Below are 14,414 nucleotides of genomic sequence, written 5' to 3'. Positions count from 1 at the left end.
GTGGAAATGTTTCGCAAGCTGCTCGACCAGGGCCAGGCGGGCGACAACGTCGGCATCTTGCTGCGCGGCACCAAGCGTGAAGACGTGCAGCGCGGCCAAGTCCTGTGCAAGCCCGGCTCGATCAAGCCACACACGCATTTCACCGGCGAAATCTACGTTTTGTCCAAAGACGAAGGCGGCCGCCACACGCCATTCTTCAACAACTACCGCCCGCAGTTCTACTTCCGCACGACGGACGTGACCGGTGCGATCGAGTTGCCAGAAGGCAAGGAAATGGTCATGCCAGGCGATAACGTGTCGATCACCGTCAAGCTGATCAACCCGATTGCCATGGAAGAAGGCCTGCGCTTCGCCATCCGCGAAGGCGGCCGTACCGTGGGCGCTGGCGTTGTGGCCAAGATCCTCGCGTAATTCCCCAGATCAACCCAAGGAATTACCATGGCCACCAAGCAAAAAATCCGTATCCGCCTCAAAGCGTTTGACTACAAACTGATTGACCAGTCAGCCGCCGAGATTGTCGACACTGCTAAGCGCACCGGCGCGATTGTCAAGGGCCCCGTGCCCCTGCCAACCCGCATGAAGCGTTTCGACATCCTGCGTTCGCCCCACGTCAACAAGACGAGCCGCGACCAGCTGGAAATCCGTACGCACCAGCGCCTGATGGACATCGTTGACCCGACGGATAAAACCGTCGATGCCTTGATGAAGCTCGATCTGCCGGCCGGCGTGGACGTCGAAATCAAGCTGCAGTAAGCGAAAAATGAAACGGTTCGGTGTTGGGTAAAAATCCAACATCAAGTCGCTTCAATTGCTTTTGTATAGCGCAGATTTGCCATTTACGGCAGTCTGCGCTATACTTTTGGGCTGGTCTAAATTCGCTGCTAAAAGCATGTGAATATAGGAGCAGTTTTATTAACAGTCTTTCACATCAAAACGTCTGCGGCCAATTGAAGTCGCAGCGGTGAAAGTTACGAAAGAATACATCATGAGTCTGAGCAACTCCCTCGGGTTGCTGGGCCGCAAGGTTGGCATGATGCGTCTGTTCACTGATGATGGGGACACAGTTCCTGTCACGGTGGTGGACGTATCCAACAACCGCGTGACCCAGGTTAAAACCGAAGCAAATGACGGCTACGATGCCCTCCAAGTGGCATTCGGTTCGCGCAAAGCATCGCGCGTGACCAAGCCGGTCGCTGGCCACCTTGCGAAAGCAGGCGTTGAAGCTGGCGAAATCCTGAAAGAATTCCGCGTGACGGCTGACGTCGCAGGAAAATACGCTGCCGGCGCCGTTGTGCCTGCTGCCGATATTTTCGTTGTGGGCCAGTTGGTGGACGTGCAGGGTACTTCCATTGGTAAAGGCTTTGCCGGCACCATCAAGCGTCACAACATGAAGTCGCAGCGCGCGTCGCACGGTAACAGCCGTTCGCACAACGTTCCCGGCTCCATCGGTATGGCGCAAGATCCCGGTCGTGTGTTTCCTGGTAAACGCATGACGGGCCACATGGGCGACTGCACCATCACCACGCAAAACCTCGATATCGTGCGCATTGACGAAGCTCGTCAGCTCTTGATGATTCGCGGCGCCGTGCCTGGTTCCAAAGGCGGTTTTGTGACGGTTCGCGCCGCCATCAAGGCCAAACCAACCGCTGCTAAAGGAGCGAACTGATGCAGGTCGAACTCCTGAATGACCAGGGTCTGTCATCGTCCAAGGTGGACGTGTCCGACACCGTTTTTGGTCGCGAATACAACGAAAGCCTGATTCATCAGGTGATCGTGGCCTTCCAGGCCAATGCCCGCCAGGGCACCCGTGCGCAGAAGGATCGTGAGCAGGTTCGTCACTCGACCAAGAAGCCTTTTAAACAAAAAGGTACCGGTCGCGCACGTGCAGGTATGACGTCTTCCCCGCTGTGGCGCGGAGGCGGTCGTATTTTCCCGAACATGCCTGATGAAAACTTCACGCACAAGATCAACAAGAAAATGTATCGCGCCGGCATGGCGTCGATCTTTTCGCAGCTGGCGCGCGAAGGCCGCCTGGCTGTGGTTGAGTCCTTGAGCGTGGACTCGCCCAAGACGAAAGTCCTGGCCGACAAATTCAAGGCCATGAATCTCAATTCGGTGCTGGTGATTGCCGATCAGGTTGACGAAAACCTGTACCTGGCATCGCGCAACTTGGTCAATATCCTGGTTGTCGAGCCCCGCTATGCCGACCCGCTGTCACTCGTGCACTACAAAAAAGTGCTCGTGACCAAGGCCGCCATGGACCAACTCAAGGAGATGTTCGCATGAGCGCAGCCAACAAATTCAACAGCACCAAAGTCAAATTTGACGAAGGCCGCCTGATGCAGGTGCTGGTCGCTCCCATCGTGTCCGAAAAGGCCACAATGATTGCGGAAAAATCCAACTCAGTCACCTTCAAGGTCCTGCAGGACGCTACCAAATTTGAAATCAAGGCCGCTGTGCAATTGATGTTCAAGGTGGACGTCAAGGCAGTGGCCGTCGTGAACATCAAAGGCAAGACCAAGCGCTTTGGCAAGTCTGTAGGCCGCCGGGACAACCTGCGCAAAGCCTACGTGACGCTGCAGGCCGGTCAAGAGCTGAACCTCGGTGGGGAGTCCGCATAATGGCTGTCATTAAGATGAAACCCACCTCGCCGGGTATGCGCGGCATGGTGAAGATCTCCCGGGATCACCTGCACAAGGGTGAACCTTACGCGCCACTGCTGGAACCACAATTCCAGAAGTCCGGCCGTAACAACAACGGGCACATCACGGTTCGCCACAAGGGCGGTGGTCACAAGCACCACTACCGCGTGGTTGACTTCAAGCGCAACAAAGACGCCATTCCGGCCAAGGTCGAACGTATTGAGTACGACCCCAACCGCACGGCCCACATTGCCCTGATCTGCTACGCCGACGGCGAGCGTGCCTACATCATTGCCCCTCGCAATCTTGAAGTTGGCGCCACGATCCTGAGTGGTTCGGAAGCACCGATTCGCGTCGGCAACACGCTCCCGATCCGCAACATTCCTGTGGGCTCCACGATCCACTGCATCGAGATGCAAATCGGCAAGGGTGCGCAAATTGCGCGTTCCGCCGGCACTTCGGCGACGTTGCTGGCCCGTGAAGGCACTTACGCCCAGGTGCGTATGCGCTCCGGTGAAGTTCGCAAGATCCACATCGAATGCCGCGCCACCATCGGTGAAGTCGCCAACGAAGAACACAGCCTGCGCCGCCTCGGCAAGGCCGGTGTGAAGCGCTGGATGGGTATTCGTCCGACCGTTCGCGGTGTGGTCATGAACCCGGTCGATCACCCACACGGTGGCGGCGAAGGCAAGACCGGCGAAGGTCGCCATCCTGTCGATCCATGGGGTAACCTGACCAAGGGCTACCGCACCCGCAACAACAAGCGCACGCAAGTGATGATTGTTTCGCGTCGCAAGAAGTAAGGGTTAAGCCATGACACGTTCACTCAAAAAAGGTCCCTTTGTCGACCACCACTTGGTAGCCAAGGCTGATAAAGCCGTTACCAACAAAGACAAAAAGCCGATCAAGACTTGGTCGCGCCGCTCCATGATCCTGCCCGAGTTCATCGGCCTGACCATCGCTGTGCACAACGGCAAGCAGCACGTCCCTGTCTACATCACCGATCAAATGGTTGGCCACAAGTTGGGCGAGTTCGCACTCACCCGGACTTTCAAAGGTCATCCGGCTGACAAAAAAGTTGTGAGAAAGTAAGGAAAGACCATGGAAACACGTGCAACCCTCCGGGGCGTTCGTCTGTCGGTCGACAAAGGCCGTCTGGTCGCTGACCTGATCCGCGGCAAGAAAGTGGATCAAGCGCTCAACATCCTGAACTTCACGCAGAAAAAAGCTGCTGGAATCATCAAGAAGGTAGTGGAGTCCGCCATCGCCAACGCTGAACACAACGACGGAGCCGACATCGACGAGTTGAGGGTGAAAACCATCTACGTCGAACAAGGCGCCACGCTCAAGCGTTTCTCCGCGCGCGCCAAAGGCCGCGGCAACAGCATCAGCAAGCCTACGTGCCATGTGTACGTGGTCGTTGGCAATTAAGGGCAGCAGGATATGGGACAAAAAATCAACCCAACCGGTTTCCGGCTGTCCATCAGCCGCAACTGGTCCAGCCGCTGGTACGCCAACAACCGTGACTTCGCCGGCATGCTGGCCGAAGACATCAAGGTGCGCGAGTACCTGAAGAAAAAGCTCAAGAATGCTGCCGTGTCGCGCGTTCTGATCGAGCGTCCCGCCAAGAATGCCCGCATCACGATTTTCTCGGCGCGTCCGGGCGTCGTGATCGGCAAAAAAGGCGAGGACATCGAAGCCCTGAAGAAGGAACTGAGCCGCCAGCTGGGCGTGCCGGTTGCCGTGAACATCGAAGAAGTTCGCAAGCCTGAAATTGATGCCAAGCTGATCGCCGACAGCATCACCCAGCAGCTTGAAAAACGCATCATGTTCCGCCGTGCCATGAAGCGCGCCATGCAAAACGCCATGCGTCTGGGTGCCCTGGGCATCAAGATCATGTCGTCAGGTCGCCTGAACGGCATTGAAATCGCTCGTTGCGAGTGGTACCGCGAAGGTCGCGTACCCCTTCACACGCTGCGCGCCGACATTGACTACGGCACCTCTGAAGCACAGACCACCTACGGCATCATCGGTGTCAAGGTCTGGGTCTACAAGGGTGACACGCTGGGTCGCAACGACGGCACGGGCGCCAAGATGATCGAAGTCGCTGACGAAGAGCGCAAGCCGCGCGGCCCGCGTCGTGATGCACGTCCTGGTGACCGCCCGGACCGTGGAGCGCCTCGCGGTGCCCCGCGCGCGCCGCGCAGCGCTGTCGGTGGCAACACCGCACCGGCTGACGGCAGCGACAAGCCGGCTGAGGCGTCTGGCGCCGAAGCCCCGAACAACACCGTTAAGCGCGTCCGCAAAGCCGCGCCAGCTGCAGCAGCTGACGGTGCCAAGACCGAGTAATCGGTCTAATAACGGAGAATACAAATGCTGCAACCCGCTCGCAGAAAATACCGCAAAGAGCAAAAAGGCCGTAACACGGGTGTCGCCACCCGTGGCAACACCGTTGCATTTGGTGACTTCGGTCTCAAGTGCACCGACCGTGGCCGCCTGACTGCTCGTCAACTTGAAGCCGCACGTCGTGCGATTTCCCGTCACGTCAAGCGTGGCGGCCGTATCTGGATCCGTGTCTTCCCGGACAAGCCGATTTCCCAAAAGCCTGCTGAAGTGCGTATGGGTAACGGTAAAGGCAATCCAGAGTACTACGTGGCTGAAATCCAGCCCGGCAAGATCGTTTTCGAAATTGTCGGCGTGACTGAAGAACTGGCCCGCGAAGCGTTCCGCCTGGCATCCGCCAAGCTGCCGCTGCGCACCACATTCGTCAGCCGCATGATCGGCCAGTAATCAGGAGAATGAAGAAATGAACACTACTGAACTGCGCCAAAAAGACGTTGACGGTTTGAAAGCCGAAGTCAAAGAGCTGCAAAAAGCCCACTTTGGCCTGCGTATGCAAAAAGCCACGCAGCAACTGACCAACACCGCCACGCTGCGCTCCACGCGTCGTGCCATCGCTCGCGCCAAGACCATCCTGGCCGAAACCATCGTCAAGCAAGGAGCAAAATAATGACGGAAGTTAAAAAATCCCTCAAGCGCACCTTGATTGGCAAGGTGGTCAGCGACAAGCGTGCCAAGACCGTCACGGTTCTGGTCGAACGCCGCGTGAAGCACGAGCTCTACGGCAAGATCGTCTCCCTGTCGAGCAAGTACCACGCTCATGACGAAAAGGGCGAGTTCAAGACAGGCGACGTGATCGAGATCACTGAAAGCCGCCCGATCTCCAAAACCAAGAATTGGGTTGTGACCCGTCTGGTGCAAAAGGCTGGAATCGTCTAAGCCTCAGGACTCTGGCGTGATGCCCTCCAAAAAAGGCCCACTGTGTGGGCCTTTTTTGTGGGCATCTAGCAGCGCTGCCACGCTGGCTTGGCTTCAAAGACCATGGTGGTGCGGCACTTCTTGCGCTAGGACAAAATGGCGTCGCAACGTGATGTGCGTTGCATCCAGAACCAGGAGCATTCATGATTAAAGTAGGCGACACCCTTCCAGCATCCACGTTGATGGAGTATGTCGAAGTTGAAGGCAAGGGCTGCAGCCTGGGCCCAAATCCGGTCGATGTGGCGCAGGCCAGTGCTGATAAGACGATTGCCTTGTTTGCCGTGCCAGGCGCCTTCACGCCGACCTGTTCGGCCAAGCATGTGCCCGGTTACATGGCGAAGTTTGCCGAATTGAAGGCCGCTGGCGTTGATGAAATTTGGTGCCTGAGCGTGAACGATGCGTTCGTGATGGGCGCTTGGGCGCGCGACCAGAAAACCGAAGGCAAGGTACGCATGCTGGCCGATGGCGATGCCGCCTTTGCCAAGGCCACCGGCCTGACGCTGGACCTGAACGGCAAGGGGCTGGGCCTGCGCAGCAACCGCTACTCGATGCTGGTCAGGGACGGCAAGGTCGTGAGCCTGAATGTCGAAGGTCCGGGCAAGTTTGAAGTGAGCGACGCCGAAACGCTGCTGGCCCAGGCCACTGCCTGATATCCGGTCTGCTTCGCCAAGCCGCCTTTCTTGAGAAAGGCGGCTTTTTCATGGCCAATGCTTTCGTCCGGCGTGCCACGCATTCTGGGATTTACTATGCTTTTAATAGCTGGCTACGCAATGTAGACGTGCGCAACAAGCATTTTTCGCTTGAAATCGGACTATAAATCGACCTTCAGGTAGTGGGCGCCAGCCACGGGGTTGTAATAGTAGGGCGGTATGTCCTCAAAGCCCAGTTCGGCATACAGCGCTCTGGCCGATTCCATGTCGTCCAGGGTGTCGAGCAGCACGCTTTGGTAGCCCGCCATGCGCGCCATGTCCAGCATCGCATCGGCCAGTTGCCGGCCCAGGCCGAAGCGGCGAAACGCCTTGCGCACATACAGCCGCTTCATTTCGGCGGCATTCGGGTAGTCAACCGAATCCAGGGCGCGCAAACCGCAGCAGCCGGCGATTTCTCCATCGACCAGCGCCAGCAGCAAGGCGCCACGCGGTTCGCTGTATTCTCCCGGCAGGTCGGCCAGTTCAGCATCGAAGTTCTGAAAACACAGGTCGATGCCCAACTGCGTGGCGTATTCGGTGAAGATCTGCCGCGTGGCGGCCAGCAGCTCTGGAGAGTCGGGCGTGATGAAATGGAGGGTGGGTCGTGGCACGGTGTCGCCTGGAGGGAAATCGGCCACCAGTTTAGCGCCACGCTGCGGATGGGCTTTTCAGAAGGCGGCGCTTTCCAGCGTGGAAACCCAGTAGCTCAGCCCCGCACACAGCATGAAGACCAGCAGCGCGGCCGTGCGCGACACCAGGTCATCGCGCGACGCGGGCATCGGCCGCGCCAGTTCCTTGTCGCCATGCAGCATCGCCTGCACCAGCTTGTGCTTGCGCAGCAGGTAGAACACGATGGCCGCGATATGCAGCACGACCAGGCCCAGCAGTATCCATTTGCCAATGTTGGTATGGTAGTTGGTGGCCAGACCGACCGTGGCGTTGGAAACGAAGGCTGTCAGCGGTCCGGCAAAGGCAATTTCGTCGTCGCTGACCAGGCCGCTGCCCACCTGAAGCACAAGCAAGCCGAGCAGTGCAAAGACCGACAGTGCGCCGATCGGGGTGTGGCCTACGCCGTGCTCGGGTTTGCCTTTCCCTTTAAGGTAGTCGATGAGGCTTTGCGGCGCATAGATGAAGGCGCCGAAACGCGACCAGCGGCCGCCCGCCAGCCCCCAGACGATGCGAAACAGCAGCAGTGCGAGCACGGCATAGCCGAAGCGGAAATGCCAGACCATGGCATTTCCGCCGACCGTGCCGCTGATGGCCAGTCCGGTGATGCCGATGGCCAGTGCCCAGTGGAAGAGCCGCGTTGGCAAGTCCCAGACGCGTACCTTGGTCAATGTTTTGTTGTCGTGCATCCGTATCCGATTCATTTTCTTGCAGGAAAGGCGCCCGGTTGAACGCTGGGCTGTTGGTGCTTTCCAACAGCCGACAAGTTCCAGTGGAACTTGTCGGCACTGGCTAAACTCCAGCAGTCCGGCAACAAGCGTAACAGTGTTGCCGTTCTGCCCATTTTTTAAAAAAATAAGGAATCCAATGAAAATTCTTGCCTGCGCGGCCGCTGCCGCCACTTTGCTGGCCATGGCCGCGCCAGCCTCAGCCCAGTTCGCCAAGCCTGAGGATGCCGTCAAATACCGCCAGAGCGCGCTGTCCGTCATGGGCACGCATTTTGGCCGTATTCAAGCCATGGCCAACGGCAAGGTGCCGTTCGATGCCAAGGTGGCTGCGGAAAATGCCCAGCTGGTCGCCGTGATGGCCCGGCTGCCATGGGCCGGTTTCGGTCCCGGCACCGACCAGGACCCCCGCAGCAAGGCCAGGTCGGAAGTCTGGACCGAGCAGGCCAAGTTCAAGAGTGAAGGCGACAAGCTGGTGCTTGAGGCCGACAAGCTCGCCGCCGCCACCAAGACCGGCAACCTTGAAGCACTGAAGACCTCGTTCGCTGCAACGGCCAACACTTGCAAGTCCTGCCACGACGCTTTCAAGAACAAGTAATGAAGCCCCCACGGTCGCTCACTGCGTGTAGCTCCCTGCCCTCCCGAGGGGGCCGCAGAAATTGAGCCCCACAGTCGTTCGCTTCGCGTAACTCCTTGCCCCCGAGGGGCCGCTGCGCCTGCGGTCTGGCGAAGCCAGTCCCGCGGCCCTTGCCTGGTGAAGAGCGCTGTGCTGTGCGTGTAGCAGGTTCGGCAAAAAGGCCGGTCCTTTGCGGGAGCCGGCCTTTTTCGTGGGCGCTTGAAGTGAGGCGGTTCAGCTTTCGGCCAGCAGCTTTTCAATCAGCTGGTGCAGCGCGGTAAAGTCCGGCTCGCCGACGAACTGCTTGACGATCTGGCCGCGCTTGTTGACCAGGAAGGTCGTGGGCGTCAGTTGCACATCGCCCCAGGCCTTGGCATTGGCGCCGGTGTTGTCGATGGCGACCTTGAACGGCAGCTGCCGGGTTTCGGCGTAATTGACGACATAGCTTGGCGGGTCGTAGCTCATGGCGATGGCCAGCGTGTCGTAGCCCTGGGCCCGGTATTTGTTGTGGGTGGAAATGAGTTTGGGCATTTCGGCCACGCAGGTCACGCAGCTGGTGGCCCAGAAATTCACCAGCGTGACCTTGCCCTTCAGGTCGGCCGTGGTCTGCTTGCTGCCGTCGAGCAGCACGAAGGTCGATTCGGGCGCGGCCTGCGCCCCGCTGCAGCCCGTCAGGTACGCTGCCCCGCCCAGCACCAGTGCGCCCGCCAGCACCATGCGGCATACTGCCACGGGAGAAATTCTTTTCATCAGGAGACCTCTTCATGCAACGTCGAAATTTTAACCAGACAGGTGCCGGCGCGCTGGGCTTGCTGATTCTGGCGACCTACGGCCAGGCCCGTGCCTTGTCGATGGGCGACCTGACCAATGCCGAAGCCGGCAGCGGCCTGAAGACCGCGCTTGAAAAAGGCGTCTTGACGGCCATTGCCCTGCTCGGCAAGCCCGATGGATTCCTGGGCAACCCAAAAGTTCGCATCCCGCTGCCCGGCTATCTGGAAGACGCGTCAAGACTGCTGAAAAATTTTGGACAGGGCCGGCGCATCGATGAGCTGGTTACCGCCATCAACCGCGCCGCCGAATCGGCCGTGCCGATGGGCAAGGACCTGCTGGTCGGCGCCGTGCGCTCGATGAATGTCAACGACGCGAAAAACATCCTGAGCGGCGGCGATACCTCGGTCACTGCCTTTTTTGCCGAAAAGACGCGTGCGCCGCTGGGCGTGAAATTCCTGCCGGTGGTGAACCGGGCGACTGAAAAAGTCGGCCTGGCCAGCAAGTACAACGAATTCGCCGGCAAGGCCGCCGGCTTCGGCCTGGTGAAAAAGGAAGATGCCAACATCCAGCAGTACGTGACTGGCCGGACGCTCGACGGCTTGTACCTGGTGATTGGCGAGGAGGAAAGGAAAATCCGCCAGGATCCGGTCGGCACCGGCAGCGCCATTTTGCAGAAGGTGTTTGGCGCGCTGAAATAGGGCGATGCAGAAAAATATGAGTCAAATTGGCAGTTTGCGCAGGCGTGACGGGCGTAAGCAGCTATTAAAAAAGAGAAATTGCCTGGCGCTCTGCTTGCCGCATCAGCCGGCTGAGCAAGCATAAAAACCGCATAAGCTTGCAACCCAGCCGCATTGAACCACCGCCACCCAGCCTGTTAGGCTTGAACTTTTTTGCACAGGAAAACCATGAAAATCGAGACCATCGCCGTTCACGGCGGCTACACGCCCGACCCGACCACCAAGGCCGTCGCGGTGCCGATCTACCAGACCGTGGCTTTTGCGTTTGACGACACGCAGCACGGCGCCGACCTGTTCGACCTGAAGGTCGCTGGCAACATCTACAGCCGCATCATGAACCCGACCAATGCGGTGTTAGAGGCGCGCATGGCGGCGCTCGAAGGCGGCATTGGCGCGCTGGCGGTGGCCTCGGGCATGGCGGCGATTGCCTACGCCATCCAGACCATCACCGAAACCGGCGACAACATCGTCGCGTCGTCGGCGCTCTACGGCGGGACCTACAACCTGTTTGCCCACACCTTTCCGCAAATGGGCATCGAGGTGCGCTTCGCCGACCCGCGCGACCCGGCCTCGTTCGCGCCGCTGATCGACGCGCGCACCAAGGCGGTGTTTTGCGAATCGGTGGGCAATCCGCTGGGCAACGTCACCGACATCGCCGCGCTGGCCGCTGTGGCGCATGCTAGCGGCGTGCCGCTGATTGTTGACAACACCGTGTCCACTCCCTACCTGTGCCGTCCGTTCGAGCACGGCGCCGACATCGTCGTGCATGCGCTGACCAAGTACCTGGGCGGCCACGGCACGACGCTGGGCGGCGTGATCGTTGACAGCGGCAAGTTCCCGTGGGCCGAGCACAAGGCGCGCTTCAAACGCCTGAACGAACCCGACGTCAGCTACCACGGCGTGGTGTACACCGAAGCGCTAGGCGCCGCCGCCTACATTGGCCGCGCGCGCGTCGTGCCGCTGCGCAACATGGGCGCAGCCCTGAGCGCGATGGCCGCCTTCCAGATCCTGCAGGGCATTGAAACGCTGGCGCTGCGCATGGACCGCATCTGCGACAACGCGCTGGCCATCGCCCATTTCCTGAAGAACCATCCGAAGGTGGCCTGGGTCAATTACGCCGGCCTGCCGGAGCACCGCGACCATGCGCTGGTGCAGCAATACATGGCCGGCAAGGCCTCGGGCATCATCAGCTTTGGCGTGAAGTCGGCGCTTGATGCGATGGCGGCAGGTGGGCGTTTCCAGGATGCGCTGCAGCTGTTCACCCGGCTGGTCAACATCGGCGACGCCAAGTCGCTGGCCTGCCACCCGGCCTCGACCACGCACCGCCAGCTCAATGCGGCTGAGCTGGCCCGGGCCGGCGTGAGCGTGGACATGGTGCGCCTGTCGGTCGGCATCGAGCACATCGACGACCTGCTGGCCGACCTGGAGCAGGCGCTGGCGGCGGTCTGACGCCCGGCCCCAGCCGTCGCTTGAGCGCGGCTGGCATTGACAAGACGCGCGTGTTGCCAGACCGCAAGGCGAGGCAACTCAGCATTGCGCACCCCGACCCGTCGGATGCTTCCTACTTTTCAAAGGCTCTAAAGCCGACGGCCAGGCCGATGGCCCGGCTTGCACACTTGGGTTTCCTTTTTTCCAACGACCTTAGGAAAGCCATGTCAAACAATCCAGACAATACCCAGGATGCGGACAGCCGCAACCAGCGCCAGGCTTCGAGCCGTCGCGGCTTTGCCTCCATGGACCCGGAGCGCCAGCGCCAGATCGCCAGCCGGGGTGGCAAGGCGGCCCACGCCAGCGGCAATGCGCACCAGTTCAATGCCACCGAAGCCCGCGAAGCCGGACGCAAGGGCGGGCTTGCCGGCCGGCGAAACCCGGGCTCCCAGCAGGAGTCCTGAGCCGCCGCGCAGGCCCGCAGTTCCAACCGCAGTTCTGTGGGGCAGTCTGAAAGACATCCGTGCGATGTTGCTGAGGCGCAACAAGCCGAGCCTGTTGACGACGTGATTTGTTGATCTGTCGCAAGCTTGCGTTGTGCGGCCGGGTGGGCTTGCAAGCCTTTGCGCCATATCAAACATGGTAGGGGCATTGGGCGCGTCCAATGGAAGTTGGGAATGTTCCCTGGCTTTTATTCGCAGCCCATCATGAAAAAACAACTCATTGCCGCCGCCATTTTGTCCACCCTGCTGTCGGGTGCCGCTTTCGCCCAGCAAACCACTGAAGGTCCGTGGATGGTGCGCGCCCGCGCGGTGCATCTGCAAAGCGACAACGGCGGCAGCACCAACGTGCAGGGTGTGGGCGACCTGGGCCTTTCCATGAACAACAAGTGGATTCCCGAAGTGGATGTCAGCTATTTCTTCAGCCCGAACGTGGCGGTCGAACTGATCCTGACCGTGCCGCAAAAACAGACCTTGACGTCCAGCGTTATTGGCAAGGTCGGCACCTTCAAGCACCTGCCACCCACGCTGCTGGCGCAGTATCACTTTCCGATGAACGGTTTCAAGCCTTATGTTGGCGCCGGCATCAACTACACGCGTTTCAGCTCCGTGGACCTGCTTCCCGGCGTCACCATGGACAAGGACAGCTGGGGTGGGGCTCTGCAGGTCGGCGTGGACATTCCGCTGACCAAGGGCGTGTACCTCAACCTGGACCTGAAAAAAGTCATGCTCCGCACTGACGTGAAACTGGCCGGCAACAAGATCGGCGAATTCAAGGTCGATCCGCTGCTGGTCGGCGTGGGCCTGGGCTGGCGCTTCTAAGTTCTGCGGCCCCTGCACAGAACCCTCTAAAAGCCCTGTCGTGCGTTGGCGTGACAGGGCTTTTTTGCGGCCGGTCGCAAGTCTTGCAGCGCTTTGGCCGCCGGCCGGCGCGCCGCAACAGCAAGCCAAGCGGCTAGACTGCCCGGCATGCAGCCTTCATCCGACATTCAACAGCAACTGGACTCGGCCGAGGATGCCTTGCGTCGTGCCCGGCTGCGCACCATGCAGCGAATGGCCGGCGGCCTGCTGCTGCTGGCGTTTCTTGTGTTTTGCCTGGCCCGCAGCCTGCTCGCGCTGCACCCTGCCTGGGGCTATGTGTCGGCCTTCGCCGAAGCGGCCATGGTCGGCGCGGTGGCCGACTGGTTTGCCGTCGTGGCGCTGTTTCGCCATCCGCTGGGCATTCCGGTGTGGCACACGGCCATCATCCCGAACAGCAAGGACGGCATTGGCCGCAACCTCGGGCAGTTTGTCGAAAGCCATTTCATCACCGAGCAAGGCATTGCCGAGCGCATCCGGCAGGCCAACCCCGCCGGCCTGCTCGGTGCCTGGCTGCTGGCGCCCGGTCATTCAGACCAGCTGGGGCTGGCCATGGCCAAGGCCATGAAGGTGGTGCTCCAGGCGCTGGACCATGAAGCCATGAGCCTGCTGGTCCAGGGTGCGGCCACCCGCCAGCTGTCGCAGCTCGACATTGCCGCGAATGCGGGCAAGCTGCTGGACCTGCTGGTGGCCGAAGGCAGCCACCAGCAACTGCTCGACAGCGCATTGCGCGAACTCTCCAGCTACCTGGACGAGGAAAAAAACCAGCAGCAAGCGATTGATTTCCTGATTGCGGTGTTCGGCGTCGAGAACGTGTTCTACAAGGTGGGAACCGCCGCGATAGGCCCCCGGGCGCTGCGTTCGCTCGCCAGGTCAGCGCATGAAGTCTTGCTCGACCCGGCCCATCCGGCCCGGGCACGTTTCACGGGCTTGGTCCAGGAGTTTGTGCTGCACCTGAAAGACGATCCGGCATGGCATGAATTCATCGCCCGGCATCAGCAGGAAACCCTGGCCAATGCGCGCGTGCAAACCTTGCTGGGCAGCCTGTGGGGCGTGATCAAGGACCGCCTGCTCGATGACTTGGGCCGGGACGATCCGGCCACGGCCCGGCAGATCTCGATGCTGGCGGGCAAGGTCGGCGATGCGCTGGCACACGATGCGCGGCTGGTCGAGGGGCTCAACCGCGCCATCGAATCGGGCAGCGTCCTGCTGGTGCGCAACCATCGGGGCGAGGTGGGGCAGTTCATCGAAACGCAACTGGCCCGCTGGAGCCGCGAGGAGATGAGCGACCGCATCGAACTGGCCATCGGGCGCGACCTGCAGTTCATCCGCATCAACGGCACGCTGGTCGGCGGGCTGGTGGGCCTGGCCATCTACAGCGTGACCCGGCTGCTGGGCTAGCGCATGCCGGTTTCGCAGGCTTCATCAAGGTGCTATTTTTTATATAGCTGAAGGTCCTTTGCC

At 60.2% G+C, this 14,414-nt stretch carries 22 protein-coding genes; 19 read left to right on the top strand and 3 right to left on the bottom strand.

Annotated features, from left to right (window positions below; translation table 11 throughout):
* From ACP7AD_RS08715 to ACP7AD_RS08655, 13 genes are all read left to right on the top strand, one after another.
* A partial coding sequence (locus ACP7AD_RS08715) for an EF-Tu/IF-2/RF-3 family GTPase (protein WP_426166082.1) occupies positions 1 to 411 on the top strand: 411 nt, incomplete at its 5' end.
* A 27-nt stretch (positions 412 to 438) separates the two neighbouring features.
* The gene (rpsJ, locus tag ACP7AD_RS08710; protein ID WP_007838118.1) at positions 439 to 753 is read left to right on the top strand and encodes a 30S ribosomal protein S10; all 315 of its coding nucleotides are present in this window, start codon (positions 439 to 441) and stop codon (positions 751 to 753) included.
* A 232-nt stretch (positions 754 to 985) separates the two neighbouring features.
* Positions 986 to 1,666, top strand: a complete 681-nt coding sequence (gene rplC, locus ACP7AD_RS08705) for a 50S ribosomal protein L3 (protein ID WP_426147081.1) — start codon at positions 986 to 988, stop codon at positions 1,664 to 1,666.
* Positions 1,666 to 2,286 carry a 50S ribosomal protein L4 gene (gene rplD, locus ACP7AD_RS08700; RefSeq protein ID WP_426147083.1) on the top strand — a complete coding sequence of 207 codons (621 nt, stop codon included), beginning with the start codon at positions 1,666 to 1,668 and terminating at the stop codon, positions 2,284 to 2,286. The genes rplC and rplD overlap by 1 nt, the downstream gene beginning before the upstream one ends.
* A complete protein-coding gene (gene rplW / locus ACP7AD_RS08695) occupies positions 2,283 to 2,621 on the top strand; it encodes a 50S ribosomal protein L23 (protein WP_293639114.1) in 339 nt (112 codons plus the stop codon). The genes rplD and rplW overlap by 4 nt, the downstream gene beginning before the upstream one ends.
* On the top strand, positions 2,621 to 3,445 hold the full coding sequence (gene rplB, locus ACP7AD_RS08690; protein ID WP_426147084.1) for a 50S ribosomal protein L2: 825 nt from the start codon (positions 2,621 to 2,623) through the stop codon (positions 3,443 to 3,445). Before rplW ends, rplB begins: the two co-directional genes overlap by 1 nt.
* A 10-nt stretch (positions 3,446 to 3,455) precedes the next feature.
* Positions 3,456 to 3,734, top strand: a complete 279-nt coding sequence (gene rpsS, locus ACP7AD_RS08685) for a 30S ribosomal protein S19 (protein ID WP_007866503.1) — start codon at positions 3,456 to 3,458, stop codon at positions 3,732 to 3,734.
* Between the two features lie 9 nt (positions 3,735 to 3,743).
* Positions 3,744 to 4,073 carry a 50S ribosomal protein L22 gene (gene rplV / locus ACP7AD_RS08680; protein WP_011799641.1) on the top strand — a complete coding sequence of 110 codons (330 nt, stop codon included), beginning with the start codon at positions 3,744 to 3,746 and terminating at the stop codon, positions 4,071 to 4,073.
* 12 nt (positions 4,074 to 4,085) lie between these two features.
* Positions 4,086 to 4,991: a 30S ribosomal protein S3 gene (rpsC, locus tag ACP7AD_RS08675; RefSeq protein ID WP_036807023.1), complete on the top strand. Its 906-nt coding sequence runs from the start codon at positions 4,086 to 4,088 to the stop codon at positions 4,989 to 4,991.
* A 24-nt stretch (positions 4,992 to 5,015) separates the two neighbouring features.
* The gene (gene rplP, locus ACP7AD_RS08670) at positions 5,016 to 5,432 is read left to right on the top strand and encodes a 50S ribosomal protein L16 (RefSeq protein ID WP_029526555.1); all 417 of its coding nucleotides are present in this window, start codon (positions 5,016 to 5,018) and stop codon (positions 5,430 to 5,432) included.
* Positions 5,433 to 5,448: 16 nt separating this feature from the next.
* Positions 5,449 to 5,652 (top strand): 50S ribosomal protein L29, encoded by a 204-nt coding sequence (rpmC, locus tag ACP7AD_RS08665; protein WP_426147087.1) that lies wholly within the window; start codon positions 5,449 to 5,451, stop codon positions 5,650 to 5,652.
* A complete protein-coding gene (gene rpsQ, locus ACP7AD_RS08660) occupies positions 5,652 to 5,921 on the top strand; it encodes a 30S ribosomal protein S17 (protein ID WP_029526553.1) in 270 nt (89 codons plus the stop codon). Before rpmC ends, rpsQ begins: the two co-directional genes overlap by 1 nt.
* A 182-nt stretch (positions 5,922 to 6,103) precedes the next feature.
* Positions 6,104 to 6,610 carry a peroxiredoxin gene (locus tag ACP7AD_RS08655; RefSeq protein WP_426147089.1) on the top strand — a complete coding sequence of 169 codons (507 nt, stop codon included), beginning with the start codon at positions 6,104 to 6,106 and terminating at the stop codon, positions 6,608 to 6,610.
* Positions 6,611 to 6,771: 161 nt separating this feature from the next.
* On the opposite strand, the gene ACP7AD_RS08650 is transcribed toward ACP7AD_RS08655, so the two are convergent.
* Together ACP7AD_RS08650 and ACP7AD_RS08645 are read right to left on the bottom strand one after the other, a co-directional pair.
* On the bottom strand, positions 6,772 to 7,260 hold the full coding sequence (locus ACP7AD_RS08650) for a GNAT family N-acetyltransferase (protein ID WP_426147091.1): 489 nt from the start codon (positions 7,258 to 7,260) through the stop codon (positions 6,772 to 6,774).
* Positions 7,261 to 7,317: 57 nt separating this feature from the next.
* Positions 7,318 to 8,004 (bottom strand): cytochrome b/b6 domain-containing protein, encoded by a 687-nt coding sequence (locus ACP7AD_RS08645; RefSeq protein WP_426147092.1) that lies wholly within the window; start codon positions 8,002 to 8,004, stop codon positions 7,318 to 7,320.
* Positions 8,005 to 8,182: 178 nt separating this feature from the next.
* On the opposite strand from ACP7AD_RS08645, the gene ACP7AD_RS08640 reads away from it, so the two are divergent.
* Complete coding sequence (locus tag ACP7AD_RS08640) at positions 8,183 to 8,638, top strand: c-type cytochrome (protein WP_426147094.1); 456 nt, start codon at positions 8,183 to 8,185, stop codon at positions 8,636 to 8,638.
* Between the two features lie 252 nt (positions 8,639 to 8,890).
* Here ACP7AD_RS08640 and ACP7AD_RS08635 read toward each other — a convergent pair whose 3' ends face one another.
* Positions 8,891 to 9,406 (bottom strand): TlpA family protein disulfide reductase, encoded by a 516-nt coding sequence (locus ACP7AD_RS08635; protein ID WP_426147095.1) that lies wholly within the window; start codon positions 9,404 to 9,406, stop codon positions 8,891 to 8,893.
* Positions 9,407 to 9,420: 14 nt separating this feature from the next.
* On the opposite strand from ACP7AD_RS08635, the gene ACP7AD_RS08630 reads away from it, so the two are divergent.
* From ACP7AD_RS08630 to ACP7AD_RS08610, 5 genes are all read left to right on the top strand, one after another.
* On the top strand, positions 9,421 to 10,125 hold the full coding sequence (locus ACP7AD_RS08630; RefSeq protein WP_426147097.1) for a DUF4197 domain-containing protein: 705 nt from the start codon (positions 9,421 to 9,423) through the stop codon (positions 10,123 to 10,125).
* Between the two features lie 207 nt (positions 10,126 to 10,332).
* Complete coding sequence (locus ACP7AD_RS08625; RefSeq protein ID WP_426147099.1) at positions 10,333 to 11,613, top strand: O-acetylhomoserine aminocarboxypropyltransferase/cysteine synthase family protein; 1,281 nt, start codon at positions 10,333 to 10,335, stop codon at positions 11,611 to 11,613.
* Positions 11,614 to 11,816: 203 nt separating this feature from the next.
* On the top strand, positions 11,817 to 12,056 hold the full coding sequence (locus ACP7AD_RS08620) for a KGG domain-containing protein (protein WP_426147100.1): 240 nt from the start codon (positions 11,817 to 11,819) through the stop codon (positions 12,054 to 12,056).
* Between the two features lie 243 nt (positions 12,057 to 12,299).
* Entirely contained in the window at positions 12,300 to 12,914 is a 615-nt protein-coding gene (locus ACP7AD_RS08615; RefSeq protein WP_426147102.1) for an OmpW/AlkL family protein, read from the top strand.
* A gap of 147 nt (positions 12,915 to 13,061) precedes the next feature.
* On the top strand, positions 13,062 to 14,351 hold the full coding sequence (locus tag ACP7AD_RS08610) for a DUF445 domain-containing protein (protein ID WP_426147103.1): 1,290 nt from the start codon (positions 13,062 to 13,064) through the stop codon (positions 14,349 to 14,351).
* Positions 14,352 to 14,414: the final 63 nt, after the last annotated feature.

It is taken from the genome of Polaromonas sp. DSP2-3-2b2 (assembly GCF_049895905.1).
In the GTDB taxonomy this organism is placed as follows: domain Bacteria; phylum Pseudomonadota; class Gammaproteobacteria; order Burkholderiales; family Burkholderiaceae_C; genus Polaromonas.
The sequence above is the reverse complement of the archived record's forward strand: the minus strand, read 5'-3'. Positions and strand labels throughout refer to the sequence as shown.